Source organism: Aceticella sp. 75b-Ac, from assembly GCF_056032965.2.
In genome coordinates this window covers 1,172,905-1,191,459 of the sequence record NZ_CM190971.1, presented here as the reverse complement: position 1 = coordinate 1,191,459, position 18,555 = coordinate 1,172,905, and the positions used below count along the sequence as shown (strand labels likewise).

19 protein-coding genes are annotated in these 18,555 nt (G+C 33.6%); 10 read left to right on the top strand and 9 right to left on the bottom strand.

The window, feature by feature from the left end; translation table 11 throughout:
• Nucleotides 1-139: 139 nt before the first annotated feature.
• Both cooS and AC0LWJ_RS06310 read left to right on the top strand, forming a co-directional pair.
• Nucleotides 140-2,023, top strand: a complete 1,884-nt coding sequence (gene cooS / locus AC0LWJ_RS06315; RefSeq protein WP_474237363.1) for an anaerobic carbon-monoxide dehydrogenase catalytic subunit — start codon at nt 140-142, stop codon at nt 2,021-2,023.
• Nucleotides 2,024-2,061: 38 nt separating this feature from the next.
• Nucleotides 2,062-2,595, top strand: a complete 534-nt coding sequence (locus tag AC0LWJ_RS06310; RefSeq protein ID WP_474237362.1) for a 4Fe-4S dicluster domain-containing protein — start codon at nt 2,062-2,064, stop codon at nt 2,593-2,595.
• Nucleotides 2,596-2,644: 49 nt separating this feature from the next.
• On the opposite strand, the gene AC0LWJ_RS06305 is transcribed toward AC0LWJ_RS06310, so the two are convergent.
• Nucleotides 2,645-3,079 carry an OsmC family protein gene (locus AC0LWJ_RS06305; RefSeq protein WP_474237361.1) on the bottom strand — a complete coding sequence of 145 codons (435 nt, stop codon included), beginning with the start codon at nt 3,077-3,079 and terminating at the stop codon, nt 2,645-2,647.
• A 357-nt stretch (nt 3,080-3,436) separates the two neighbouring features.
• Here AC0LWJ_RS06305 and AC0LWJ_RS06300 point away from each other — a divergent pair, with 357 nt between their 5' ends.
• Both AC0LWJ_RS06300 and AC0LWJ_RS06295 read left to right on the top strand, forming a co-directional pair.
• Entirely contained in the window at nt 3,437-4,096 is a 660-nt protein-coding gene (locus AC0LWJ_RS06300; RefSeq protein WP_474237453.1) for a single-stranded DNA-binding protein, read from the top strand.
• A 14-nt stretch (nt 4,097-4,110) separates the two neighbouring features.
• Nucleotides 4,111-4,638, top strand: coding sequence for a cob(I)yrinic acid a,c-diamide adenosyltransferase (locus AC0LWJ_RS06295; RefSeq protein WP_474237360.1), 528 nt, complete (start codon nt 4,111-4,113; stop codon nt 4,636-4,638).
• 24 nt (nt 4,639-4,662) lie between these two features.
• On the opposite strand, the gene dapD is transcribed toward AC0LWJ_RS06295, so the two are convergent.
• From dapD to AC0LWJ_RS06270, 5 genes are all read right to left on the bottom strand, one after another.
• Nucleotides 4,663-5,379, bottom strand: a complete 717-nt coding sequence (dapD, locus tag AC0LWJ_RS06290) for a 2,3,4,5-tetrahydropyridine-2,6-dicarboxylate N-acetyltransferase (RefSeq protein ID WP_474237359.1) — start codon at nt 5,377-5,379, stop codon at nt 4,663-4,665.
• A 7-nt stretch (nt 5,380-5,386) separates the two neighbouring features.
• The gene (gene dapB, locus AC0LWJ_RS06285) at nt 5,387-6,142 is read right to left on the bottom strand and encodes a 4-hydroxy-tetrahydrodipicolinate reductase (protein WP_474237358.1); all 756 of its coding nucleotides are present in this window, start codon (nt 6,140-6,142) and stop codon (nt 5,387-5,389) included.
• Nucleotides 6,143-6,145: 3 nt separating this feature from the next.
• A complete protein-coding gene (gene dapA, locus AC0LWJ_RS06280; protein WP_474237356.1) occupies nt 6,146-7,039 on the bottom strand; it encodes a 4-hydroxy-tetrahydrodipicolinate synthase in 894 nt (297 codons plus the stop codon).
• A 13-nt stretch (nt 7,040-7,052) separates the two neighbouring features.
• The gene (locus tag AC0LWJ_RS06275) at nt 7,053-8,042 is read right to left on the bottom strand and encodes an aspartate-semialdehyde dehydrogenase (protein ID WP_474237355.1); all 990 of its coding nucleotides are present in this window, start codon (nt 8,040-8,042) and stop codon (nt 7,053-7,055) included.
• A gap of 206 nt (nt 8,043-8,248) precedes the next feature.
• On the bottom strand, nt 8,249-9,085 hold the full coding sequence (locus AC0LWJ_RS06270) for a hypothetical protein (protein ID WP_503031412.1): 837 nt from the start codon (nt 9,083-9,085) through the stop codon (nt 8,249-8,251).
• A gap of 202 nt (nt 9,086-9,287) precedes the next feature.
• Here AC0LWJ_RS06270 and glnA point away from each other — a divergent pair, with 202 nt between their 5' ends.
• Entirely contained in the window at nt 9,288-10,625 is a 1,338-nt protein-coding gene (glnA, locus tag AC0LWJ_RS06265; protein ID WP_474237352.1) for a type I glutamate--ammonia ligase, read from the top strand.
• Nucleotides 10,626-10,644: 19 nt separating this feature from the next.
• Nucleotides 10,645-11,217, top strand: a complete 573-nt coding sequence (locus AC0LWJ_RS06260; RefSeq protein ID WP_474237351.1) for an ANTAR domain-containing response regulator — start codon at nt 10,645-10,647, stop codon at nt 11,215-11,217.
• 27 nt (nt 11,218-11,244) lie between these two features.
• Here AC0LWJ_RS06260 and iadA read toward each other — a convergent pair whose 3' ends face one another.
• Nucleotides 11,245-12,426 (bottom strand): beta-aspartyl-peptidase, encoded by a 1,182-nt coding sequence (gene iadA / locus AC0LWJ_RS06255; RefSeq protein WP_474237349.1) that lies wholly within the window; start codon nt 12,424-12,426, stop codon nt 11,245-11,247.
• Nucleotides 12,427-12,612: 186 nt separating this feature from the next.
• Here iadA and AC0LWJ_RS06250 point away from each other — a divergent pair, with 186 nt between their 5' ends.
• Genes AC0LWJ_RS06250 through AC0LWJ_RS06235 form a run of 4 tightly spaced genes read left to right on the top strand, consistent with a single transcriptional unit; the run spans nt 12,613 to nt 17,053 of the window.
• Nucleotides 12,613-13,284: a DUF6385 domain-containing protein gene (locus AC0LWJ_RS06250; protein ID WP_474237348.1), complete on the top strand. Its 672-nt coding sequence runs from the start codon at nt 12,613-12,615 to the stop codon at nt 13,282-13,284.
• Nucleotides 13,285-13,334: 50 nt separating this feature from the next.
• Nucleotides 13,335-15,098, top strand: coding sequence for a tetratricopeptide repeat-containing glycosyltransferase family 2 protein (locus AC0LWJ_RS06245; protein ID WP_474237347.1), 1,764 nt, complete (start codon nt 13,335-13,337; stop codon nt 15,096-15,098).
• Nucleotides 15,099-15,146: 48 nt separating this feature from the next.
• Nucleotides 15,147-16,175: a glycosyltransferase gene (locus AC0LWJ_RS06240; RefSeq protein ID WP_474237346.1), complete on the top strand. Its 1,029-nt coding sequence runs from the start codon at nt 15,147-15,149 to the stop codon at nt 16,173-16,175.
• 2 nt (nt 16,176-16,177) lie between these two features.
• Nucleotides 16,178-17,053: a DNRLRE domain-containing protein gene (locus tag AC0LWJ_RS06235; RefSeq protein ID WP_474237345.1), complete on the top strand. Its 876-nt coding sequence runs from the start codon at nt 16,178-16,180 to the stop codon at nt 17,051-17,053.
• Nucleotides 17,054-17,084: 31 nt separating this feature from the next.
• Here the strand turns inward: AC0LWJ_RS06235 and AC0LWJ_RS06230 are convergent, their stop codons facing one another.
• The gene (locus AC0LWJ_RS06230) at nt 17,085-17,477 is read right to left on the bottom strand and encodes a bactofilin family protein (protein ID WP_474237344.1); all 393 of its coding nucleotides are present in this window, start codon (nt 17,475-17,477) and stop codon (nt 17,085-17,087) included.
• A 2-nt stretch (nt 17,478-17,479) separates the two neighbouring features.
• Nucleotides 17,480-18,403 carry a M23 family metallopeptidase gene (locus tag AC0LWJ_RS06225; RefSeq protein ID WP_474237343.1) on the bottom strand — a complete coding sequence of 308 codons (924 nt, stop codon included), beginning with the start codon at nt 18,401-18,403 and terminating at the stop codon, nt 17,480-17,482.
• Nucleotides 18,404-18,555 lie beyond the last annotated feature (152 nt).

The window sequence follows — 18,555 nt, the reverse complement described above, 5'->3', positions numbered from 1 at the left end:
CTATGATATTATAGCATAATTTAAAATAAAAATGTAGTAAAAATAAAAGAAAAAAATTATTAAATAATATTGACTTTAAATTATAAAGAAGATATAATTAATTTGTAAATAATAAATATTAAAAAGGAGTTGTTATAATATGAGTGATAATTACATTTATTCTGCTGAAAAAGTTATTGATGACCTTTCTCGAAAGCCTGGTTTTGTTGACACAGCCATAAAACGTTGGGAAAAGCGTGATCCAAAATGCGGTTTTGGCTACAAAGGTATTTGCTGCAGGTTATGTTCTAATGGACCTTGTAGAATAACCCCAACTCAGCCGGTAGGGATTTGTGGTGCTACAGCAGATACAATAGTTGCACGCAATCTTTTGAGGGCAATAGCGGCAGGTAGTTCTTGCTATATTCATCATTGTCGTAATGCAGCTAATACATTACTTTCTGCAGCTGAAGGCAAATCATCTTATACCATTAAAGATGAGGAAAAGCTAAAAAGATATGCTCAGAAAATAGGCATTAATACCAATAAAGATGTAAAAAGAATTGCTTATGAATTTGCTACAAAAGTATTAAATGACCTTTCTAAGCCTTACACAGAAAAATCTGAACTTGTTTATAAATTATCTTTACCTGCAAGGGTTTCGACTTGGGAAAAACTTAATATATTGCCTGGTGGTGTTAATGAAGAAATCATTGCGGCACTTACTAAGACGTCTACCAATTTGAATAGTGACCCTGTTGATATGGCATTGCATTGTTTAAGACTTGGTATCATAACAGGTATATATGGTCTTGAATTAACTTGCATAATGCAGGACATACTGCTTGGAAGTCCAAAGATTACTGCAACCCATTCTAATTTTGGTGTTATTGATCAGGGCTATATTAATCTCGCAACTATTGGAGGACATCAACAGGTTGTTTCAAATCGTATTTTGGAATTGGCAAGTAACAAGGAATGGGTTAAAAAGGCTCAGGAAGCCGGAGCTAAAGGTTTTAAAATATATGGTGTAACCTGTGTTGGACAGGATTATGAAATGAGATGTGCTTCTGATAAAAACAGTGCATTTGGCGGATATGTCGGTAATAATTTTACACAGGAATATATCTTAGGTACAGGAGCCATAGACCTTGTATTCTCAGAGTTCAACTGCACCTTACCTGGTATTGAACCAATATGTAAAGAATACTTAGTAAAACAGATATGCCTTGATGATGTGGCAAAAAAAGTGGGAGCAGACCTCTATCAATTCCAGCCTGAAAAAGCTGATGAGTATGCTGCTATTACACTTAATGAGGCTATAAAAGCTTATAAAAATAGGCGCGGAAAAGTTAAAATAGATGTTCCTGCTGAGAAAACCCCGGCTATGACGGGATTTACTGAAGACAGCATTAAAGGAGCTCTAGGTGGTTCATGGAAACCTCTTATTGATTTAATAGTTAAAGGTGATATAAAGGGTGTAGCAGGTGTTGTCGGCTGCTCTAATATGGCTGCAAAGGGTCATGGTATATATGGCGTGGAATTGACCAAAGAGCTTATTAAAAGAGATATATTGGTACTTGGAAACGGATGCGTAGGAGGAAATCTTGAGAATGCGGGACTTTACGGGTTAGGAAGCATCGAACTGGCGGGTCCTAAGCTTAAAGAAGTATGCCGTAAATTAAATATACCTCCTGTTTTAAATGTAGGTCCTTGTCTTTCCATAGGAAGAATTCATATAATAGCAGAGGAAATTGCTGAAGTATTAAAGGTGGATGTACCACAAATACCAATAGTTGCTTCTGCACCTCAATGGCTTGAAGAACAAGCTTTAGCCGATGGAACCTTCGGTGTTGTTCTTGGACTTGACCTGCTTCTTGGAACACCGCCTGCTGTAACAGGAAGCAACTTAATAACAGAACTTCTTACATCAAAATTAAAGGATATGGTAGGTGCACGGTTTATAATAGAAGCTGATCCTATCCTCGGAGCTGATGCTATGGAAAGTTCTATAATGGAAAGGCGCAAACTGCTTAATATATAATCGGGAAATATAATTAGAAGATATTGGAGGAATGAAATATGGATGTCAAAGGCGGCACAAAATATATATTTGCTGATATAAAAAAATGTCTTGGATGCCGTTGCTGCGAACAAGCCTGCGCTGATGCTAACGGAAACCGCCCATATTGGGAGCTTTTAGAGTCGGGAATTCCTTTAAGCCCAAATATAAATATTTTATATATTTTTTTACAGGATAAAAATTATCCTGTTATGGCTCAGGCAGTTTGCAGACAATGTGAAGATGCCCCTTGTGTTAAAATATGTCCGGTAAAGGCTATAAGTGTAAATCCAGACGGTATAAAAGTAATTGATAAACGGCGTTGTATTGGATGCCACAGTTGCTCAATTGTATGTCCTTTTGGTGCAGTATATGTCCCGGATAAACATGCTGTTGCCACAAAGTGCACACTTTGTATAGAAAGAAAAGGAGCAGAAGGACAACCGGCCTGTGTAGAGGCATGTCCAAATGGTGCTATAAAATTAGTTAATACAAAAGAAATCGGACAGGAAAAAGTAAAAAAAATTGTTAGCGACACATTCTCAAATAAATAATAAAACTCCCCATCAAAGGGGAGTTTTATTATTTATTTAGTTGTAAATGTCAGGCTAACGAAACTTTTATAGGGGTAGCATTGGAAAGATTATCACTTACTGGGCATCTGCTTTCAACAGATTCAAGCCATTTTTCCAGTGTTTCCTTATCTGCATCTGCATACGGTTTTATTGTTACCCTGATTTCCTTATATCCAGCTCTGTCTCCAGCTATATTTTTTGTAAATTTTGCTGGATTAATATCACCTTCCAATGCTATTTCTGTACCCTTAAGCGTAAATCCCATCTCCTTGGCAACGAGATGACCGGTAATATTGATACATCCAGAAAGTGCAGCTAATAAATACTCCAATGGATTTGGACCCTCATTTGTACCACCGAGGTTTCCTGGTTCATCAATTATTACTCTGAAACCTCTTGCTTCAACTACTGTTTTCAAATTGTTTTCATTTTTAGCTTTTACACTGAATTTTACTGTAGCCATTAAAAAGACCTCCTTTAGTTTATTATACATCCTTATGGTATAGGGATTATTTTAATATAAATATACAATGCTTTTTTATGTTTGTCAACTAATTTTTAAATCTGTTTGAAATAAATTTATTTGGGCAGTATAATATATACATAAAAATATCCATAAATTTTAAACGCAGATGATAAAAATAAAAAGAATATTTCACACAGCAAAGATATATTATATAAATGATGATAAATTTAGAAAATCAGGTGATTTTATGAAATATTTAATTAAAAATAAAATAAACATCCTGTCATAATTACTATCTTTTATTAATATTTATATCATTAGAAGGAACACATGATGGAAGGAGAGAGTAAATACATGGCAGGAAATGTTTTAGAGAATAATTCAGTAAATGTAACAGGTAAAATCATATCAGGTCTTGAATTTAGTCATGAATTATATGGCGAACAATTTTTTAATTTCACATTAAAGGTACCTCGATTAAGTGATGTAACAGATATATTGCCGGTAACAATTTCGAATAGACTGTTTGAAGGGATGAATTTAGAAACTGGTATAAGGGTGAGAATTGAAGGTCAATTAAGGTCATATAACAGACAATCTGTTGACGGTAAAAACAAACTGATTTTGACGATTTTTGCAAGGGATATTATAATTATAGATGAGGAGGAATTCGTAAAAAATCCTAATGAAATATTTCTTGATGGTTTTATATGTAAACATCCGGTTTATAGAATAACACCCTTTGGAAGGGAAATTGCGGATATGCTGATTGCTGTAAATAGGTCTTACAATAAGTCTGATTATATACCTGTAATTGCATGGGGAAGGAATGCGAGGTTTTGTGAAAAGCTGAGCGTTGGTGACCACATAAGGCTTTGGGGCAGGGTGCAAAGCAGAGAATATCAGAAAAAAAGAGGTGATAATGAAGTAGAAACACATATTGCTTATGAAGTATCAATAACAAAGATGGAAAAAGTTGATAACGAAGGTAAACTTAGGGAAAAAGATGAATAAAGGGGGTACACATATTGGAAAAAGGGCTTATTCAAATATATACTGGAAACGGGAAAGGTAAAACTACTGCTGCAGTAGGACTTATCGTGAGGGCGATAGGAAGGGGTTTTAATGTATACATGATTCAGTTTTTAAAGGATCGTGATACTGGAGAATTACATACCCTAAGTCATTTTGATAATTTTAAGGTTTTTAGATTCAAATCATCGAAGAAATTTTTTTGGCAGATGAATGATGAAGAAAAGGATTTACTTAAAAAGCAGTTAAAAGAAGCGTATGAATTTATAGTAGATGTTTTAAAAAATAATAAATGTGACCTTCTGATACTGGATGAGATAATGGGAGTTTTACATAATAATCTTTATTCGATTGATGATATAATTAAATTGATGGATATGAAACCTGAAGGCATGGAAATGGTTATGACAGGAAGGAATGCACCTGAAGAGCTTATTGAAAGGGCTGACCTTGTTACTGAGATGAAGCTTATTAAGCATCCATATGAGAAAGGTATCAAATCACGATGTGGTATAGAGTTTTAAACCCGGGATATCCCGGGTTTAAAACTATCCTCTTAAATCATCAAGTAATTTTGTTCGTTCTTTGGTTTTTTCGTCTTTTATTTTTACGATTTTAGCAGGTACACCGGCTACAACAGTATTTGGCGGGACATCTTCAATAACTATAGAACCTGCCCCTACAACTGAGTCATGCCCTACTCTGACACCTTCAAGAACTACCGCATTTGCTCCTATTAATACATTGTCTTCAAGTACAACAGGTATACTGCTTGGAGGTTCAAGTACTCCTGCTATTACAGCACCTGCGCCAACATGGACATTTTTGCCTATAATTCCTCTTGCACCAATTACTGCATTCATATCTATCATTGTATTTTCTCCAATTTCAGCGCCTATGTTTATAATTGCCCCCATCATTATAACTGCATTTTTCCCGATTTTAACTCTATCTCTTATGACAGCGCCAGGTTCTATACGTGCATCTATATTTTTTATGTCAAGAAGGGGGATTGCTGAATTTCTTCTGTCAAGTTCAAGGCGGAATTTTTTTATCCTGCTGCTATTTTTATTTAGTAATTTTTGAATATCCTCAAGTTCTCCAAATGCTATTTTAAAATTGTTTTCACCATAAATTTCAATGCCATCTATATCTGTATAATTTAATTCACCATCGATATATGCTTTAACAGGTGTGGCTTTTTTTGATTCTTTTATAAATCTTGCAATTTCATATGGATTTGTAATTTCATCTTTCGGTTTCAAATTCAAATCATCCTTTCTCAAGAAGGGAGTTCATATCATATATACCTGGTTTTTGGTTAACAATAAATTCTGCGGCCTTTAATGCCCCAATGGCAAAAATTTCTCTTGACCTGGCAGAATGACTTATTGTAAGAATTTCATCATGCCCTGCAAATATTACATCATGTTCTCCTACAATTGTGCCGCCTCTTATTGCATGTATTCCAAGTTCGTTTTCTTTTCTTGTATCTGTTTTGCTATGTCTGCCATAAATATATTCTTTTTTTTCGGTTAAAACCTCATTTATAGCATCTGCTATCATAAGAGCGGTACCGCTTGGAGCATCTTTTTTCATATTATGGTGTTTTTCTATGATTTCTATATCGTAATTATTTTGAAGAATCTTTGCTGCTTCTTTTACTAAATTTATTAATATATTTATACCTAAGGACATATTTGCTGAACGAAAAATAGGTATTGTTTTTGATGCTTCTTTTAAAGCGCATAATTCATCATCACTTAAACCGGTTGTAGCAACAACAACTGGGATTTTTTTTAATTCGGCATTTTTTAACAAGTCAGGTACAGCACTGTGAAATGAAAAATCAATAATAACATCTGCATCTTCTTTTACATCTTTCAAACTGGTATATATGGGGAAATCAGATGATGCAGAATTTTTATCAATACCTGCCACAATTTTGTAATCCGATTTTTCAGAAACAAGCCGAGATATAACCCTGCCCATTTTACCATTACAGCCATGGTTTATTATCATTAACATTGATTATTCCCCCTTTATGTTAAAACCATACGTTTTAAGGGTAGATTTAAGTATTTCGAGATTTTTATCGCTCATATTTACAAGAGGCAGCCTTAACGGTCCTACTTCAAACCCTATTAAATTCATTGCGGTTTTTATAGGTATTGGGTTTGTTTCAATGAAAAGCACCTTATTTAACAAATTAAGTTCTAACTGTATTTCTCTTGCTTTTTCAATATCACCGTTTAAATATGAAGTTGTCATTTCATGTACTTTTTTCGGCACAATATTTGCAGCAACAGAAATAACACCAAGTCCTCCAAGAGACATAATAGGTACAACCTGGTCATCGTTACCGGAATATATATGGAATGATTTTCCCATAATGCGGGCAATTTCTGCTATCTGTGAGATATTACTGCTGGCTTCTTTTACTGCTACTACATTATCAACTTTTTTGCATATTTCAAATAATGTTTCGGGAGTTATGTTCATTCCGGTTCTTCCGGGCACATTATAAACGATAATCGGTATATTGACATGTTTTGCAATTTCGCAATAATGTTCAACAAGCCCTTTCTGTGTTGTTTTATTATAATAAGGGGTTATAACAAGTAAGGCATCAGCACCCTTTGAAGCTGCAAATGTGCTCATTTCGATGCTGTGTGCTGTATTATTCGAACCTGTTCCCGCGATTACCGGTATTCTTCCTGCAACTTTATCAATGGTATATTCTATTGTATCCATCTTTTCTTTATCTGTCATTGTAGAAGCCTCACCGGTTGTACCACATACAATTATCGCATCGGTACCTTCTTTTATTTGCCATTCTAATAATTCACCAAGTTTTTCAAGATTTACGCTATCCTCTGTAAAGGGTGTAACTATGGCAACACCAGACCCTTTGAATACTGACATTTTAAAACTCCTTTCACATATTTTTGATTAATAGCTCTGCTATCTGGACAGCGTTAGAAGCAGCACCTTTTCTTACGTTATCTGCAACAATCCACATGTTTAAACCACTGTATACTGTTTCATCACGTCTTATCCTACCTACATATACTTCATCATGACCTTTTGCAATGGTAGCCAATGGGTATATATTGTTGTCAGGGTCATCTCTTAAAATTACGCCGGGGGCGTTTTTTAATAAATCCTTTAATTCTTCCATTTCATATGGTTTTTCAAATTCCAAATTTACAGATTCGCTGTGTGAAATTTCGACAGGTACTCTTACTGCCGTAGGGGAAACCTTTATCGAATCATCACCCATAATTTTCTTTGTTTCATTGACCATTTTCATTTCTTCTTTAGTATAACCATCGGGTAGAAATACATCTATATGCGGCAGACAGTTGTTTGCGATTGGGTATGGGAATACTTGGTTTGGTTCGCCTTTAAGACTTCTTTCAAGGTCATCGACACCTTTTTTACCTGCCCCTGATACAGCTTGGTATGTCGAAACAACTATTCGCTTAATCTTATATTTATCATGAAGTGGTTTTAACGGAACAACCATCTGAATTGTTGAGCAATTTGGATTTGCGATTATTCCCTTGTTCCATGAAATATCCTGAGGATTTACTTCAGGAACAATTAATGGAATATTTTCGTCCATTCTCCATGCACTTGAGTTGTCAATAACGGTAACTCCTTTTGATGCTGCAATTGGCGCATATTTTTTACTGGTAGAACCGCCTGCTGAAAAAAGAGCGATTTGTATATCGCGATCAAAGCTATTTTCATTTAATTCTTCTACTGTATATTCGTTTTCTCTAAATTTAAGTTTTTTACCAGCTGATTTAGATGATGCAAAAAGATATAATTTGTCAACGGGGAAATTTCTATCTTCAAGTACTTTTATAAATGTGTTTCCAACCATTCCGGTTGCACCTACAATTGCTACATTGACTCCCATGTTTAACCTCCTCAATACAATTTAATAAATTTAAAAAGAAATTTTTATTAATATAAAATATATCATTAATATTATATGAAGTCAATAAAATAAGGTTAACTGCATATTAAAATAGCTTCCTTATTAAAGAAGATATTTTTTGGTGTATCCGTCATATGGGATAGCTAAGTGATGAAAGCCCGCTAAATAAAATAAATATTTGGCTTTTATTTTATTGTACTTTCAAGGGATTTTATATCTATCTCGAGTATTTCTGATTTTACTTTTGCTATTGTTTTGTCTTTGGATTTTACTGCTTTTTCAAGTTCCGTAAGTCCTGCTTCAAATTTATCGGAAGCATATTTTGCTTCCTTAGGAAGTTTTGGCTTTAATGATTTACATATTGTATTTAAATTTATAATATCTTTTGATATAGTGTCCCAGTCATCTGTATATGTGTTAAATAAGATATCCCTGTTGTAGTACTTTAATCTCTTTAAATCAGGGGGCATTACAGTTTTAAACATATCTTCTAAATCCGGAATATATTTATATACATTATTTGACTTTATCATTATATCATTTAAAGATTTTTGTTCTACGCTTATTGTTAGATTATTAATTGCTGTACTCATATTGTCTATGAGATTTGGTTTTGCTCCTGCTTTAACAGCTATAGGATTTAAAGCATTCCAGTTAGTATGTATATCCTTAACTGTTTGTGAAATAGTATTCCAGGATTTTTCCTGAGGTGCTTGCTCTTCCTCCTGTTTTTCATTTTGCCCTTCTTTCGAGGTTTTCTTACCTTCTTTTTCCTTTCCTTTCTCATTTTTTTCTTTTTCTTTTTGAGCCTGCTGTGGAGGCATGTTCTGCATTTTTTGTGTTTCTTTAATAATAGAATCAATATCCTGTTCTATTTTTTTAAGTTCTTTAGGTAGTTGGGGTTTCTGTGCTGTTTGCGTTTTTTGTGCAATAGGTTTTTTTTGTTTTTTCTGGCAGCCGGATGGAAGTAGAATAAACAATAAAATGAGGATGGCAGATAGTAATTTAAAATATCGTTTCATTTTATTAATCAGCTCCCTATATGTTTTATTCATGATATTAGTTTTGCCATATATAATATTTTTAATCTTTAAGCATAAAAAATATATTGCTACATATTTTTTTTAATGCTATAATTATTGAAGACAAGGGTGTCCTCAAATTAAAGGTTTTTAACTCGTAATTGAGAACACCCTGATTTTAATTTCAAAGAGGAGGATTTGTATGAAAAATAAATACAGCAAAGAGGATGTATTGAGAATTTCCAATGAGCAGGGTGTTGAGTTTATCCATCTTCAGTTTTGCGATATCTTTGGTATCTTAAAAAATGTGTCAATTCCGATTGAGGAACTTGACAAAGCTTTAAACAATGAGCTGATGTTTGATGGTTCTTCGATTGATGGTTTTGTAAGGATTGAAGAATCAGACATGTACTTAAGACCTGATACTAATACGTTTGTTATTTTCCCTTGGAGGACTTCCAGCGGGATTGAAGCAAGGCTTATATGCGATATATATAATCCGGACGGTACACCATTTGAGGGTGATCCGAGATTTGTTCTAAGGAGAAATATAGAAGAGGCTAAAAAGCTTGGTTTTGATACAATGAATGTAGGACCTGAATGTGAATTTTATATGTTTCTCACTGATGAAAAGGGTAATCCTACAACTGTAACACAGGATTCTGCAAATTATTTTGACATGGCGCCGGTTGACCTTGGTGAAAGTGCAAGAAAAGAAATGGTTTCTACATTGAAACAGATGGGATTTGATATTGAGGCTTCACATCATGAAGTAGGTCCTGGACAGCACGAGATTGATTTTAAATATGATAATGCTTTGACAACAGCAGATAATATTATGACATTTAAAATGGTTGTACGGATTATAGCTCAAAAACATGGACTTCATGCTACATTTATGCCTAAACCTGTACATAGAATAGCTGGTTCGGGTATGCATATGAATCAGTCCCTGACAAAAGATGGGAAAAACGCCTTTTACGATCCGGAAGGACCGATGGAATTAAGTCAATATTGTTACCATTATATAGGTGGACTTATGAAACATGCAAAGGCGCTTACCGCAGTAACAAATTCAATTGTCAATTCTTATAAAAGATTGGTATCAGGTTTTGAAGCACCTGTATATATTGCATGGTCAGGACGCAACAGAAGTCCATTGATTAGAATACCTGCCAAAAGAGGAAATTCAACAAGGATAGAATTAAGAAGCCCTGATCCTACAAACAATCCTTACTTGGCACTTTCAGTAGCATTGGCAGCCGGACTTGATGGCATTAAAAATAAAATACTTCCTCCGAAAGCTGTTGACAGGAATATATACAAAATGGGAAAAAGTGAATTAGAGGACCTTAATATAGAAAGATTACCTGCTTCTCTTGAAGAAGCATTAATTGAGCTTGAAAAAGATGAGGTTATAAAAAATGCTCTCGGTTCACATGTTTATAATAAATTTGTTGAAGCGAAATGGGCTGAGTGGAATTCATATAGAAATTATGTTACACAGTGGGAGATTGAGCAATATCTAACGAAATTCTAAGGATTAAGGGGAGTTATTCATGAATAATCAATGGCGTATAGTTGTTGCAGATAGTAATAATAGCAGCAGGAATATTTTAAAGGGAATATTATTGACAAGCGGTCATTTAGTTTATGAAGCAAGGGATGGCGGTAGTGCCATAAGGCTGTCCCGTTCCCTTAAGCCTGACCTTGTACTTGTGGATATGGGTATAACAGGTGTGAATGCATATGAGGTTGCACATATAATTAATGAGGATAATGTTGCACCTGTTATCCTCATTACTCCTACAATACAGAAGGGATTTTTAGATGAAATTAAAAATTATTCCGTATACGCATATCTTTTAAAACCTGTTGATAGATTGCTGCTATTAAATATTGCAGAATTTGTTGTAGAAAACCACAAAAAATATTCAGATCTAAAAAATGAGATTAAAAGTCTAAAAAAACAAATAGAAGCCCGGAAAAAGATAGAAAGGGCAAAAGGTTTATTAATGAAAGTTAAAGGACTTGATGAAGACGGAGCTTATAAATTAATGAGGAAAATGAGCATGGATTCTACATTGCCTATGGAAACAATAGCAGAAAGAATAATGAAAAAGTATCTTTAAAATTATCAACAGATGGATTAACTTATATTAATTACAAATATCTTCAAACACGCCCTTTTTAACAAGTTTACCAAATTTAATCATGAAATTTCCCCTTGCAATAACTGATGAAATATTTAGATTGCTGTCTAAGATTACAAAGTCTGCATCGGATTTTTCTTTTATACATCCTTTTTTAGGATAAATATGAAGTACCTTTGCGACATTTTCAGTAATTATTTTTATGGCTTTTTCTATCGGAAGTACATTTTGAGCAATAATTGTTTTTAAATCTCTGTACAATGTTGTTGCATTGCCGACCATTACCTTTACAAGTTTTTTATCCTCATCAAAAACTGGGATGCTCCCGTTGCTGTCGGAACTCATGGTTATTTTATCAAGAGGAAGTTGATTTTCAATAATTTTTTTTATGGCATCAACCGGTGTTAAGGCGGTTTTTGAATTTTCATCCGGCTTTATGTCTGAGGTAAGGTCTACAGTCCCTCCCATTCGGATAAATTCCATTGCTTGTTCAAATAAACGGCTTATTCTATTTACATGTGTTGGTATAAACTGTGTTACGGGTATTTCCGTATTTTTCACAATGTCAATTATTGGTGTAAGCCCTCGAATTCCTTCACCTACATGGAGGTGGACAATGCCGGGTTTATTGCCGAGAAGACCGCCAACCCTTGCCTCTGCGGCAAGTTTCGTAAGGTCTTCAAGTGTTGGCTGTGCAGACCTATGGTCAGATATGGCAATTTCACCTGTTCCTATTACTTTGTCAATTATTACAAGGTCAGACCTGACGCTATTTGTTAAAGTTCGTGTAGGTAATTCGTATGCTCCCGTATAAATATATGTTGTCAATCCTTCGATTTCAAGTGCTCTTGCTTTTGCAAGAAGTGCTGTCATATTTCTCGTAATACCATCTGCTCCAAGTAAACCTACTACAGTTGTTATTCCACCCTTTGTTAAGTTGCTAAGTTGTACTTCCGGCGTTCTTGTTGCAGGACCACCTTCGCCACCGCCGCCTGCTATATGTACATGCTGATCTATAAACCCCGGAACAACAATATATCCATTTAAATTTACAACTTCAATTTCCGGTAATTCTGGAATCTTGATTTTATCAGCGATTTTTATAATTTTCTCATTGCATGTGAGTATATCTTTTTTGCCAATAGGCTCTGGTGTGTATACTTCACCCCCTTGTAAAAGTAAAAACATCAAATCACCTTCCTATTCTTATTTTACAAATATTATTATAACCCTTTTTTAAGAAATATTTTCATAGAAGCAAAATAAAGCGAAAAATCCTTTTTAAAGGTATTTTTTTATATATTTTTATATATATGGACAAGTCGCAATTTTTAGTCAATTTAATAATATATATATTGAAGGGAGGATTTTCAAATGCCTAATAATATAGTATTTAATCCAGTGGCAGAACAGCTGAAGACCTTAATTCATGGTATGAAAGGCACGACTGCAACACCTTTTTTGCTTGATTCAACTACAGGTAAATTATTGTCGACCGTTGACGGATCTGTTACGGTGGCAGGTACTGTGACAGCTCAGGGTACAGTAACAGTAACGGCATCAGCCCTTGATGTAAGACCGCTTAGTGGTGTCACAGATTCGATTATTGTAAGCAGCGGATCTGTTACGGTGGCAGGTACTGTGACGGCTCAGGGTACAGTAACAGTAACAGCATCAGCCCTTGATATAAGACCGCTTAGTGGTTCAACAGATTCATTCACACTTGGAAGCAGAATATTTGTAGAGGATTCAACGTCTATTGCAAATGTTACAGGAACAGGTGTTGTATTAACAGAAAATACAGGTAATAAGTCGATGTATTCATACTATATAACAAATACAGGCACAAATACTGTTACAGTGAAACTACAGATTAGCCCGACTACAACGGCAACCTATTTTGTTGATGACGGTGCAAGCTATGCTATAGCAGGTGGAGCTATAACAGTGATTGCGACTACCAAATTTATGCAATATACAAGACTTTATTATGATACCGGTGCTACTGCAGTAACAGCACAATTATACTACAATGCACAAGTATAATGTAACGGGGCTTAAAGCCCTGTTACATAAGCTGTGAGAGGGGTGTCTTTATGCTGAGTTTATGTATGATTGTAAAAAATGAGGAAAATAATCTTCTGCGTTGTTTAAAAAGTGTAAAAGAAATAGTCGATGAGATGGTTATTGTAGATACAGGAAGTACTGATAGAACAGTTGAAATAGCAGAGGGTTTTGGCGCAAATGTGTATTATTATAAATGGAATAATGACTTCAGTGCTGCCAGAAATTTTGCCATGGATAAAGCAGAAGGGGAATGGATACTTCTTATGGATGCCGATGATGAACTTGATGGAAAAGAAGCATATAAAATAAAATCATTATTAAAAGACGTTAAAATAGATGCATATTTGTTTGAAACGATAAGCTACGTAGGTGATAGACCGGGTATTGATACGCTTTCAAACCTTAATGTAAGGATTATAAAAAATAAGGCAGAATACAGGTTTACAGGTGCAATACATGAGCAGATACTTATGTCAGTACTTCAGAAAGGAGGCATTGTAAGGGAGATACCCATAAGGGTATATCATTATGGATATCTTAATCAAAATATAAAAGATAAGGACAAAAGGAAAAGGAATATGGGTATACTTGAAGAAGAACTTAAGAAAGACCCTGAAAACCCGTTTCATAATTTCAATATGGGTACTGAATACATGGCACTTGGCAATAATGAAAAAGCTTATGAACATTTTAAAAAAGCCTATGACAACTTAGAAGATGTTAAGACAGGTTATACAAGTAAACTCCTGATAAGAATGATAATGTGTCTAAGTCAGCTTAATAGGATTGATGATGCCTTAAAATTATGCAATGAATCATTAAAAAAGTATGCAGATATAACAGACATTGTTTTTTTAAAAGGTATGATACACCATAGACTAAGACAGTATTCTCTTGCACTGAAGAGCTTTATGAAATGCGTTGAAATGGGAGATCCACCTCTTTTAGACAGGTTTATAACAGGTGTAGGTGGATTTAAGGCATATTATGCAATGGGAGAAATTTATTATGAAATGATGGATTATCATGAGGCTATAAATTGTTATTTAAATTCATTAAGAATGAATCCTTTAAATAAAGATATACTTTATAAGCTTTCTGATTTATATTTTAATATTTATGATGAAAAAACCGCAGCAGACAAGATTAAATCTCACTTTGATGATTCCCATAGTTCTTATGTTATACTGAGTGATATATTTTTCACAAAAAGCAAGTACGATTTGGCACTTGAATACATTGACAAGGCTTTAAATGATATAAAGAACAATATCACTTATTACATTAAAGGCAGAATATTGATGTATATGCATAAATACGAAGATGCTGAAAAATTTTTTGACATGATTTTAGAAGGAGAATATTTAAGAGAAGGAACTGTTGATAATATTATTTGTCGATTACTTACAGGGGGTGAGCTTGAAAAACCTATGAAGGTTTTAAGTGAAATTTCGCATGATGAATATATAGTGTACTTTAGATTGAATTCTTTATTAAATAATGAGGTCCCTATTCCTTTTAGTACCGAGAAAAGCCGGATATACAGTGATATTATATTTTTTATACTTGACAGGCTTTTGGAATTGCGAGAATTTAATTTGTTTGAAAAAGCACTTAATATGCTTAATCTGGTTGATGAAAAAGATATACTTTTAAGACTTGGAAAGCTTTATTTCAAGCATGGTGTATATAAATTGGCAGAAGAAGAATTGATGCGTTCTATGAAACTTTTTGATGTGATGGATAATGAAGGACTGTCAATGCTGAATGTTATATACTCCAAAAAAAAGTAACAATATTTTATGTATAGAAATAAACTGCGTAATAAGGGAGGTGCAGATGTGAAGACAATAATATATCCACCTACAATAGATTATAATTGGCTTTATCAAAGACCTCAACAGCTTTTAAGACAATTTGCAAAAATGGGATATAAAATATATTTTTGCAATATCTCATTTAATGAAAATTATGCATATGGTGTTATTCAACTTGAAAGAAATTTTTATCTTTTAAACGGTGTTGATATAAATTATGTTAAATTGAATGAAACACCAATTTTGTGGATTTCATATCCGCCTAATTATAACTATATTAGAAGATTCGGTAAAAAATTTGTCATTTTTGATTCAATCGATTATCCATCAGAGGAATTCAGCGGCTGGATGACAAATTTTAATTTACTACAAAGAGAATCGGATTTAATTTTTTCTACATCAAAAAAACTGTATGAAATGCACAAAATTATAAACAAAAATGTTTTTATGCTGCCTAATGGTGCAGATTTTGAACATTTTAACAGAGCAAAAGAAAAGTTTTCAGAAAAACCGAAGGATTTGCCCAAAAATAATAAACCAATTATTGGATATTTTGGAGCGCTGGCAAGCTGGCTTGACTGGGAACTTATAGATTATATAACAAAAAAAAATCCTGCATATAATTTTGTATTTATAGGACCACTGTACAATCATGTTAAAAATATGCCTGAAAGAAGCAATATATATTACATAGGAAGAAAAGAATACAGCTTGCTTCCTATGTATTTGCAATATTTTGACGTATGTATCATACCGTTTAAAATAACTACTATGACAGAGGGGTGTGACCCTATTAAGATGTACGAATATTTAAGTGCAGGTAAACCTGTAGTGTCTACAAATATGCCTGAAGTTGCAAGGTATAAAGAAATATTGGTTGCTGAGAATAAATTTGATTTCAACATGATGTTAAGGATAGCTTTAGAAGATACAAATAGAGAGAAAAGGGAAATGTATATAAAGATTGCCTATGAAAATTCGTGGAGCAAAAGAGCAGAATATGCCAATAGAGTATTGCATTTTATCATAAATAATTTTAGTAAGGAAGTGTGATTATGCCGACGATAGTTATACAGCCGTCAGCAAAAGATGCTTCATTAGAATCGGGATATCCTACAACAAATACCGGTAGTGATAAAAATCTATGGATAGGAAGGTACTTTATAGGTTTTTCTGGGAATTCAGTATACAGGGCTCTTGTACAATTTGATGTAAGTTCTATACCAGCAGGTTCAACTGTTACAAATGCTATTTTAAGGTTGTATATAGGTTTGGTTACAAATTCAAGTATTGCAGCAAATATTACCCCTTATCTTGTTACGGGAGTATGGGATGAAAATACAGTTACTTGGAATACGGCACCTGCTGTTAATATGTCAGTTTTTGGAACAATCAGTGCTGTAACCGGACCGGGATGGTATGAATGGAATATTACAAATATCGTAAACGGATGGGTAAATGGTGTTTATGCTAATAATGGAGTAATGCTCAGGACACCTGAAACGCAGAATTTTGAAACAAAAAATTTCTTTTCAAGAGAAGAAAGTGTCAACTTATCATTAAGACCGATGCTTATTACAAGCTATGAAGTAAGTATACTCGTATCACTCAACGACAGGAGATTTGCAAAGACAAAGACGACTTATACCACTTATGATATGATGAATTTTACTAATGTAAATAGTAGTTCTGCTTATAGCATGATGACATATTTTGTAAACAATACCGGTGCTAATCCTGCTCTACTTCAGCTGCAAATCAGTCCCGGTGATGATGTCTGGCTTAATGACGGGGATAGTATTGTTATTCAACCAGGAGAAACTAAGGCTTTAGTGCCATTTATTTATTCACAATATACAAGGCTTTCATATAAAAATACAAATCCGGGAAATTCTACAACAATTACAGTATGGTATGAAGCACAGGTATAACCTAAGTTTCATACCATATGATTATTTGTTACTACTTGATTTCTTCTTTTTTCAAGGGTATTTCAGAATTTGTCATTTTACATTTACCTTCAAATATTGCTCCATCATCGATTATTATATTCTGAACTTCAATATCTCCAAATAGTTTTGCATTTGACGTTAATTGTGCCTGACCTTTTACTATGAGATTTCCCTTGATTTCACCTGATATAGATATATTATCAGTAGTTATATCTGCCTCGATTTTCGAATTTTCTCCTACAATAATATTTCCATCAACATCAATTTTACCATTAAAATTACCATCAATTCTTATAGTGCCTTGAGATTTCAAATTTCCCTCAAGGTTAGTATTTTTGCCTATAATTGTTTCTATTTTATCTGTATTAATATTTGCATCAAAATTATTTTTTTTCTTAAACATAATTATTTCATCTCCTTTGCAAGATACTTCATAGGATCTACTGGATTTCCATTTAAACGTACTTCAAAGTGTACATGCGGACCGGTACTTCTTCCAGAATTACCGGATTTAGCAATAACATCTCCTCTATTTACAGTTTGACCAACTGTTACCAAGATTTGAGAATTATGTCCATATACCGATGTAATACCATAATTTTGGTCTATCATTACTGTATTTCCATAACCGGAAAGCCAGCCTGCATATGTTACAATTCCCTTTCCTGCAGCTTTAACAGGGGTTCCGGAATCAACAGCTAAGTCTATACCGGGATGGAACTCAATGGTATTGTCATAAGGGGAGACCCTATTTCCAAATGGCGAAGTTATATTACCATTAACTGGATATGCTGAAGGTATAGAATTAAGGTAATCAAGTTTGTTGGTTACTTCACTCAGGAGATTTTTATAATCTATTGTCTTATTGTCTATTTCTGAGATTAGTTTATTTGTTGATATATTATCAAATGATATGTTTCTTTCGTCACGACTAATTCCGCCACGGCTTGTTTCTGGTTGATTGAGCCCCAGCATTCTTCTTACTTTTTGTTCAAGGTCATCAAGAGATTTCATTTTCTCATCGATTTTTTTGGCATTGTCATTCAACATAGCAATTTTTGTGTCTTGTGATTTTTTCATGTTAGATAATTGAGCGATTTTTTGTTCTTTTTCGGCGATGATATTATCTTTGTATTTTAACTTGGTATAAAGGTAACTATATGAGCCGGCATAATAAACCGTTATGGAAAACATCATAAGCAATACTGTGGCTAAAGATATTATTGATGTTGTTACTATCGATTTTTTAATTCTTAAATTTTTAATTTTATGTTGTGAATCGGGAATTATCATTATATTTATGTATTGATTTTTTTTCTTTATGTGCATTAAAACTATTGCAACCTCCTTTGAAAATTTTATTGTCAAATAAATTACTTTTAATATTTTATCATAATATATTAAAATCACAAAATAATGAAAATGTTTAAATATGATTTTATTTGATTTTTCCCGAAAAAGTACTGTTATATACATAGATA

What these genes read in the sequence shown, in the direction of transcription:
- cooS (WP_474237363.1), top strand. Translation starts at nt 140, where the DNA reads ATGAGTGATAATTACATTTATTCTGCTGAAAAAGTTATTGATGACCTT.
- AC0LWJ_RS06310 (WP_474237362.1), top strand. Translation starts at nt 2,062, where the DNA reads ATGGATGTCAAAGGCGGCACAAAATATATATTTGCTGATATAAAAAAA.
- AC0LWJ_RS06305 (WP_474237361.1), bottom strand. Translation starts at nt 3,079, where the DNA reads ATGGCTACAGTAAAATTCAGTGTAAAAGCTAAAAATGAAAACAATTTG.
- AC0LWJ_RS06300 (WP_474237453.1), top strand. Translation starts at nt 3,437, where the DNA reads ATGGCAGGAAATGTTTTAGAGAATAATTCAGTAAATGTAACAGGTAAA.
- dapB (WP_474237358.1), bottom strand. Translation starts at nt 6,142, where the DNA reads ATGTTAATGATAATAAACCATGGCTGTAATGGTAAAATGGGCAGGGTT.
- dapA (WP_474237356.1), bottom strand. Translation starts at nt 7,039, where the DNA reads ATGTCAGTATTCAAAGGGTCTGGTGTTGCCATAGTTACACCCTTTACA.
- AC0LWJ_RS06275 (WP_474237355.1), bottom strand. Translation starts at nt 8,042, where the DNA reads ATGGGAGTCAATGTAGCAATTGTAGGTGCAACCGGAATGGTTGGAAAC.
- AC0LWJ_RS06270 (WP_503031412.1), bottom strand. Translation starts at nt 9,085, where the DNA reads ATGAAACGATATTTTAAATTACTATCTGCCATCCTCATTTTATTGTTT.
- glnA (WP_474237352.1), top strand. Translation starts at nt 9,288, where the DNA reads ATGAAAAATAAATACAGCAAAGAGGATGTATTGAGAATTTCCAATGAG.
- AC0LWJ_RS06260 (WP_474237351.1), top strand. Translation starts at nt 10,645, where the DNA reads ATGAATAATCAATGGCGTATAGTTGTTGCAGATAGTAATAATAGCAGC.
- iadA (WP_474237349.1), bottom strand. Translation starts at nt 12,426, where the DNA reads ATGTTTTTACTTTTACAAGGGGGTGAAGTATACACACCAGAGCCTATT.
- AC0LWJ_RS06250 (WP_474237348.1), top strand. Translation starts at nt 12,613, where the DNA reads ATGCCTAATAATATAGTATTTAATCCAGTGGCAGAACAGCTGAAGACC.
- AC0LWJ_RS06245 (WP_474237347.1), top strand. Translation starts at nt 13,335, where the DNA reads ATGCTGAGTTTATGTATGATTGTAAAAAATGAGGAAAATAATCTTCTG.
- AC0LWJ_RS06235 (WP_474237345.1), top strand. Translation starts at nt 16,178, where the DNA reads ATGCCGACGATAGTTATACAGCCGTCAGCAAAAGATGCTTCATTAGAA.
- AC0LWJ_RS06230 (WP_474237344.1), bottom strand. Translation starts at nt 17,477, where the DNA reads ATGTTTAAGAAAAAAAATAATTTTGATGCAAATATTAATACAGATAAA.
- AC0LWJ_RS06225 (WP_474237343.1), bottom strand. Translation starts at nt 18,403, where the DNA reads ATGCACATAAAGAAAAAAAATCAATACATAAATATAATGATAATTCCC.